This window comes from Actinomadura sp. GC306, from assembly GCF_004348665.1.
Classification (GTDB): domain Bacteria; phylum Actinomycetota; class Actinomycetes; order Streptosporangiales; family Streptosporangiaceae; genus Spirillospora.
Map to the genome: position 1 here is coordinate 1 of NZ_SMKM01000323.1, position 6,863 is coordinate 6,863.

A 6,863-nucleotide genomic window follows, 5' to 3' on the forward strand; every position below is an offset into this window, starting at 1 on the left:
GCCGCGAGTAGTCGGCGGCAGCGTCAGCTGTGTATAAGAGACAGGGGTATAAGTGCGGGGACTTTTTTCGCTTCGTCGCTCCGGAGTGTAGATGCGCCTCACCCGCCCCTGCCTCGCCGTTTTCGGCGCGCTCACCATCGCAGCCGGTTCCATCGCCTGGTCCGCGCCCGCCTCCGCGGCCGGAATCAACTACGTCGCACTCGGGGATTCCTACTCGTCCGGCACGGGGGCCGGAAACTACGCCTCGGACAGCGGGTCGTGCCTGCGCAGCGCCAACGCCTACCCGAACCTGTGGGCGGCGGCGAACACGACCGAGTCGTACAAGTTCGCCGCCTGCTCGGGGGCGACGACCTCGACCGTCTCCAGCGGGCAGCTCGGGTCGCTCAGCTCGTCCACGACGCTCGTGAGCATCACGGTCGGCGGCAACGACGCCGGGTTCAGCGACGTGATGCAGACGTGCGTGCTGCAGTCGACCTCGTCCTGCCAGAACCGGGTGGCGCAGGCCGAGAGCTACATGCGCGACACCCTGCCCGGACGCCTCGACTCGCTGTACGCGCAGATCCGGTCCAGGGCGCCCTCGGCGCGCGTGGTGGTGCTCGGGTACCCGCGCCTCTACACGATCGTCGACTGGTGCGTGGGGCTGACCAACGCCAAGCGCAACGCGCTCAACAGCGCCGCCGACACGCTGGCCGGGGTGACCCGCCAGGCCGTGAGCCGCGCCGGGTTCACCTGGTCCGACGTCAGGGACGAGTTCGCCGGGCACGAGCTCTGCTCCGGCGACGACTGGCTCAACGCGGTGACGCTCCCGATCGAGTCGTCCTACCACCCGACCGCCCGGGGCCACCGTCTCGGTTACCTGCCCGCCTTCACGGCATCCGCCAGGACGGCGCTGAAGGCCCACGCCGGCTGACGCGATTCAGCGGGCCCCGGTCAATGTGACCGGGGCCCGCTTTCGCGTAGAAATGGGAGCCGATGCACGTCCCGGTGGAGGTAACGATGGTGATCGACGCGTGGATGCAGCACGGCACGGTGCGGTTCCTGCAGCACGAGATGCTGGATTCGCTGTGGCGGTGGACCGGGCAGAAGCCTCCCGAGCACGAGGTGCCGATCGGCGTGACGGTCGAGGCCATGGACGCCGGCGGTGTGGACGTCGGCCTCATCAGCGCCTGGCACGGTCCCGAGGGCGCGCTGGTGAGCAACGACGAGGTCGCCTCGTTCGTCGAGCAGGCCCCGCCGGGGCGCCTGCTGGGGGTCGCGTCGGTGGACATCCGCAAGCCCATGGACGCCGTCCGGGAACTGCGGCGGTGCGTCCGCGAACTGGGGTTCCGGGGCCTGCGCGTGGTGCCGTGGCTCTGGGAAGTGCCGCCGACCGACAGGCGCTTCTATCCGCTGTTCGCCGAATGCGTCGAACTGGGCATCCCCTTCTGCACGCAGGTCGGTCACACGGGGCCGCTGCGTCCGAGTGAGACGGGACGCCCGATTCCCTACATCGACCAGGTCGCGCTCGACTTCCCGGAACTCGTCATCGTCGGCGGGCACATCGGCTACCCGTGGACGGAGGAGATGGTCGCGGTGTGCCGGAAGCACCCGAACGTCTACATCGACACGTCCGCCTACAGCGTCCGGAGGTATCCGCCGGAACTCGTCCGGTACATGGCCCAGGAGAGGCAGCACAAGGTCATGTTCGGCACCAACTACCCCATGATGACGGCGGAGCGGGCGCTCAAGGGCCTGGACGAGCTGGGCCTGTCCGACGAGGCGAAGGACGCGTTCCTGGCGGGCAACGCCAGGCGCGTCTTCCACCTCTGAGGGGCGGCGGAGCAGCGTCCGGAGGGCCGGCAGGCCCAGCGGGACCGGTGCCCAGAGGGCGACGGCGCGGAACAGCAGCACGGCGTGCAGGGCCGGGGCCGCCCGGCCGCGGCGCGCAGCGCGATCGCGGAGAAGCCGAAGTGCAGCACGCATAGCGAGATGCGGCCGGAGGGCGGGCGGCGCGCGAACACGCGGTGCGGAGTTCGGTTTCTTGCGTGACCTGCGCGCTTTGGTACGCGCCGGAGATTCATTTCACACTATGATCAGGGTCCGCTACGGATCGTGACCATCGCTTGACGGGGGAGAGGGACGACCATGACCAGCGCTCACCAGCGCCTGGGCGAACGCATCAGCCGGTTCCGGGGTACCTGGAGCGGGCGCCGTCCGTCCACCGCCAGGACCCCCGGCAGCCGGACGATCGTGCTGACCTGTAGCGACTACCTCGACCTCGCCGAGCACCCGGCGATCACGAACGCCATGATCGCCAGCCTGCGGTCGGCGGACGGCGCGGCGGCCCCGGTGCCCGCCCCGTGCCTGCCCGACGACCACCCGCAGATCGTCCTCGGCGCGGAGTTCGCGCGGCACCTCGGGGCGCGGGCGGGCGTGCTGTGCGCGTCGGGCTGGGCGGCCAACACCGGGCTCATGCAGGTCGTCGCCGGGCCGGACGTCCCCGTCTACCTGGACGCCCTCGCCCACATGTCGCTCTGGGAGGGAGCCCGGACGGCCGGTGCGGAACTGGCGTACTTCCGCCACAACGACCTCGCCCATCTGCGCCGCCGCGTGGAGGTCGGCGGCTCCGGGGTGATCGCCGTCGACGCCGTGTACAGCACCGACGGCTCGGTCTGCCCGCTGCCCGGCCTCGTGGAGATCGCCGGGGAGCACGACTGCCTCCTGGTGGTGGACGAGTCCCATTCCCTCGGCACGCACGGCGCCCGCGGCGAGGGCCTGGTCGCCGCGCTCGGGCTGACCGGCCGCGTCGACTTCCGTACCGCGAGCCTCGCCAAGGCGCTGCCGGGACGTGCCGGGCTGATCGCCTGCGACCGCCCCGGCTTCGCGGACTACTTCACCCACACCGCGCTCCCGGCGGTGTTCAGCTCGACGCTGCTTCCGCACGACGTGGCGGGCCTGTCGGCCGCGCTGCGGGTCGTCCGGGACGAGCGGCGCCGCCGCGACCGGCTGCGCGCCGTCACCCGCCGCCTGCGCACCGGCCTGGCCGGCCTCGGCTACCGGCTCGTCGAGTCCGACACGCAGATCATCGCGCTGGAGACGGGCTCGGAGGCCGACGCGACCCTGATGCGCGACGCCCTGGCGGCCCGCGACATCTTCAGCGCGGCCCTGTTCCCGCCGACGGCGTCGGTGGGCCGCACGCTCGTCCGCCTGTCCGCCCACGCGGGCCTGACGGACGGCGACGTGAAACGAATCCTCGCCGCCTGCCGAGCCCTCCGCCCCCACCTGGGCGAACAAGCCACCGCCCCCGCGGGCTGAGAACTCACACCACGGGCTGTCGGCCGCTCACGCCGCAGCCCGAGGGCTCACGCCGCGGGCTGCGGATGCACACCGCGGATCAAGGGTCGCTCACGCCGCAAGGCGAAGGTCCACGCCGCGCGCTGAGGGGGCATGCCCGCGCGTTGCGGGACGCTCATGCCGCGGGCTGGTACCGCTCGTTGCGGGTGTGGGCGCCGATGTAGCGGAGCATCCTGCGGAGCGCCCAGTGGTTGATGCCGGTCGGCATCATGCGGTACCCCTGCCGGTTGGCCATGGCGAGCGCGGCGAAGCGGGCCTGGTCGAGCGCCGTCCAGGGGATGTCGAAGCGCTGCCGGACGATCGCCGGCAGGCAGCCGAAGGTGAGCAGCCGCAGCGGCCGCTCGATGACCATGCGCCCCGCGCGGTCGAGGCGCGCCCCGCCCACGGGCAGGATCGTGATGCTGTCCGACCCGTGCCTGGCGATCTCCAGGGCGCGCGCGGCCGCCGGGGTGAGTTCGAGCCGCTTGGCGCAGACGTGCCAGAACTTCGACTGGAACGCCGCGTAGTCGGCGGGGACGGGCCGCATGCTGACGCCGTAGCGCGAGTACCAGGTGACGGTCTCGGCGTACATCTGCTCGTGGTCCTCGGCGGTGAGCGTCCCGGGGTGGAACGTCTCGGCCGCCTTGAAGATCTCCCACGTGAACGTGGCGTGCGCCCACCAGAACGTCTCGGGCTCCAGGGCGTGGTAGCGGCGGGCGTGCTCGTCGACGCCGCCGATGGCGCGGTGCAGGTCGCGGATGCCGCGGGCGCGGTCGGCCCCGTCCGGCGCGAGGATCGTCGCCCAGATCTGCGGGACGGACCGGTGGATCCGCTCGAACGGCGCGTCGAAGAAGCCGGAGTGCTCCGCGACACCGGCGCCGATGCCGGGGTGCATGAGCTGCATGAGCCCCGCGGCCGCCCCGGGCAGCAGCGACCGCATGTCGGCGGCGTACCGCCACAGCAGCGACCCCGGCCCAAGCGGAGCACCGCTGACCACCGCCGACGGCGAAGACGGCAAGGGCATCACACCTCCCGGCAAGAACCACCACTTACCGCCAGGCTAACGCCAATGAGACAAGAGTCAAGATTTGTCACACGCCCACCCGGAGCGGTCCCGCGCCTTCGCCCCGCGACACGTTGACTTGCGGCGTGTTGTTGTTATGGAGCGCGCGATAACAACAACACGCCGCAAGTCAACGCATCCGGTCACCCGGCTAGCGCGGCTTGCGGTAGACCGCCACGGCGCAGGCGCTGCCCAGGCCGATGTTGTGCTGGAGGGCGATGTCGGCGCCTTCGACCTGGCGGGCGTCGGCCTTGCCGCGGAGCTGCCAGGTCAGTTCGGCGCACTGGGCGAGGCCGGTGGCGCCGAGGGGGTGGCCCTTGGAGATGAGGCCGCCGGAGGGGTTGACGACCCACTTGCCGCCGTAGGTGGTGGCCTCGTCGTCGATGAGCTTGTGGCCTTCGCCGACCTCGGCCATGCCGAGGGCTTCGTAGGTGACGAGTTCGTTGGCGCTGAAGCAGTCGTGGAGTTCGATGACGTCGACGTCGTCGATGGCGACCTGCGCCTCTTCCATGGCGGTGCGGGCGGCGAGGCGGGAGACGCCGAAGCCGACGACCTGGATGGAGGAGTTGTCGGCGAAGCTCTCGGGGGTGTCGGTGGCGATGTGGTGGCCGGCGATCTCGATGGCCTGGTCCCACAGGTCGTGCTCGTCCAGGAACCGCTCGCTGACGACGAGGGCCGCGGCGGCGCCGTCGGAGGTGGGGGAGCACTGCAGCTTGGTCAGCGGGTCGAAGATCATCGGCGCGTTCTTGACGTCGTCGAGGCTGTACTCGGTCTGGAACTGCGCGTAGGGGTTGTTGGTGGAGTGCTTGTGGTTCTTCCAGCCGATCCAGGCGTAGTGGTCGGGGGTGGAGCCGTACTTCTCCATGTGCTCGCGGCCGGCGTTGCCGAACATCTGCGGCATGGGGGCCTTGTCGAGCTCCCATTCGCGGCCCGCGGTCATGGACCGGAGGTGGTGGTCGATGATGGTGACCTTGGAGCCCTCCATGCCGGCGCCCAGGGAGCCCTTCTTCATCTTCTCCATGCCGAGGGCGAGGGCGCAGTCGGCGAGGCCGCCGCGGACGGCCTGGCGGGCGAGGAACAGGGCGCTCGATCCGGTCGCGCAGGCGTTCTGGACGGTCATCACGGGGATGCCGGTCATGCCGGTCTCGTAGAGGGCGCGCTGGCCCATCGATCCGTACATCGAGCCGGCGTAGGCCATCTCGATCTTGTCGTAGCCGACTCCGGCGTCCTGCAGGGCGTTGCCGACGGCCTCCTTGGCCATGTCGGGGTACTCCCAGTCCCGGGAGCCCGGCTTCTCGAACTTGGTCATGCCGACGCCTACGACGAAGGTGCGGTTGGCCATCAGGCTCGCCTCCTGTACCGAATCTGGTTCGGTACACACGATAGACCCGCGGGCCGTCCCGGCGCCGCCCCCTACCGGTCGCCGGGATCGCGCGGGCCGGCTCAGCGGGTCGTCTCGGCGGCGAGCGCGGCGGTGAACGCGTCGACGTCGGCCTCGGTGGTGTCGAACGAGCACACCCAGCGGACCTCGCCGGTCCGCTCGTCCCAGGTGTAGAACGGGAACCGCCTGCGGAGCCGCTCGGCGGCGTCCTTCGGGAGGACGGCGAACACCGCGTTCGCCTCCACGGCCTGGGTGATCTCCACGCCCGGGACGGCGCGCGCGGCGGCGGCGAGGCGGGCGGCCATGGCGTTGGCGTGGGCGGCGTTGCGCAGCCACAGGCCGCCGTCCAGCAGCGCGACGAGCTGCGCGGACACGTACCGCATCTTGGACGCCAGCTGCATGCTCGACTTGCGCAGGTACGCCAGGCCGCGCGCCGCGTCCGGGTTCAGCACGACGACCGCCTCGCCGAGCAGCAGCCCGTTCTTGGTGCCGCCGAACGACAGGACGTCCACGCCCGCGTCGGTGGTGAGGGCGCGCAGCGGCAGGCCGAGGGACGCGGCGGCGTTGGCGATGCGCGCGCCGTCCATGTGCACCGAGAGGCCGCGCTCGTGCGCCGCCGCCGCGACCGCCGCGGTCTCCGCCGCGGTGTAGACGGTGCCCAGCTCGGTGCTCTGGGTGATCGACACGACGGCGGGCCGGCGCCGCTGGACGTTGTCGAGGCCGGTCGCGAGCTCCGCGACGCGCGCGGGCGTCAGCTTCCCGTCCGGGGCCGGCGCCGTGACGAGTTTCAGGCCGGCGACCTTCTCGGCCGCGCCGCACTCATCGGTGTTGATGTGGGCGGAGTCCGCACAGACGACCGAGCTCCACCGCTCGGACATGGCCTGCAGCGCCACCACGTTCGCGCCCGTCCCGTTGAACACCGGGTACACCTCGGCCCGGTCGCCGAAGTGCCGCCGGACGACCTCACGGAGCCGCGCGGTGACGTCGTCGTCGCCGTAGGCGGGCTGGTGGCCGTCGTTGCAGGCGGCCAGCGCGGCGAGGATCTCCGGGTGGACGCTCGCCTGGTTGTCGCTGGCGAACGTGCGGGCGGCGGGACGGGGGCCGTTC

Annotated in this window: 6 protein-coding genes; 3 read left to right on the top strand and 3 right to left on the bottom strand. The window is 71.5% G+C overall.

Features of this window, described 5'->3' with window-relative positions:
• Positions 1–91: 91 nt before the first annotated feature.
• The 3 genes from E1200_RS29465 (at position 92) to cqsA (ending at position 3,294) form a co-directional block, all read left to right on the top strand.
• Positions 92–910: an SGNH/GDSL hydrolase family protein gene (locus tag E1200_RS29465; protein WP_131955352.1), complete on the top strand. Its 819-nt coding sequence runs from the start codon at positions 92–94 to the stop codon at positions 908–910.
• An 86-nt stretch (positions 911–996) separates the two neighbouring features.
• Positions 997–1,809: an amidohydrolase family protein gene (locus E1200_RS29470; RefSeq protein ID WP_131955353.1), complete on the top strand. Its 813-nt coding sequence runs from the start codon at positions 997–999 to the stop codon at positions 1,807–1,809.
• A gap of 315 nt (positions 1,810–2,124) precedes the next feature.
• The gene (gene cqsA / locus E1200_RS29475) at positions 2,125–3,294 is read left to right on the top strand and encodes an alpha-hydroxyketone-type quorum-sensing autoinducer synthase (RefSeq protein WP_131955354.1); all 1,170 of its coding nucleotides are present in this window, start codon (positions 2,125–2,127) and stop codon (positions 3,292–3,294) included.
• Between the two features lie 154 nt (positions 3,295–3,448).
• Here the strand turns inward: cqsA and E1200_RS29480 are convergent, their stop codons facing one another.
• The 3 genes from E1200_RS29480 to E1200_RS29490 all read right to left on the bottom strand — a co-directional run.
• Positions 3,449–4,336 (bottom strand): oxygenase MpaB family protein, encoded by an 888-nt coding sequence (locus E1200_RS29480; RefSeq protein WP_131955355.1) that lies wholly within the window; start codon positions 4,334–4,336, stop codon positions 3,449–3,451.
• Positions 4,337–4,526: 190 nt separating this feature from the next.
• Entirely contained in the window at positions 4,527–5,717 is a 1,191-nt protein-coding gene (locus E1200_RS29485) for a beta-ketoacyl synthase N-terminal-like domain-containing protein (RefSeq protein WP_131955356.1), read from the bottom strand.
• Positions 5,718–5,818: 101 nt separating this feature from the next.
• On the bottom strand, positions 5,819–6,863 hold a 1,045-nt coding region (locus E1200_RS29490), incomplete at its 5' end, for a beta-eliminating lyase-related protein (RefSeq protein ID WP_131955357.1).

Coding starts and splice junctions, on each gene's coding strand:
- E1200_RS29465 (WP_131955352.1), top strand. CDS start 92: ATGCGCCTCACCCGCCCCTGCCTCGCCGTTTTCGGCGCGCTCACCATC.
- E1200_RS29470 (WP_131955353.1), top strand. CDS start 997: ATGGTGATCGACGCGTGGATGCAGCACGGCACGGTGCGGTTCCTGCAG.
- cqsA (WP_131955354.1), top strand. CDS start 2,125: ATGACCAGCGCTCACCAGCGCCTGGGCGAACGCATCAGCCGGTTCCGG.
- E1200_RS29480 (WP_131955355.1), bottom strand. CDS start 4,336: ATGCCCTTGCCGTCTTCGCCGTCGGCGGTGGTCAGCGGTGCTCCGCTT.
- E1200_RS29485 (WP_131955356.1), bottom strand. CDS start 5,717: ATGGCCAACCGCACCTTCGTCGTAGGCGTCGGCATGACCAAGTTCGAG.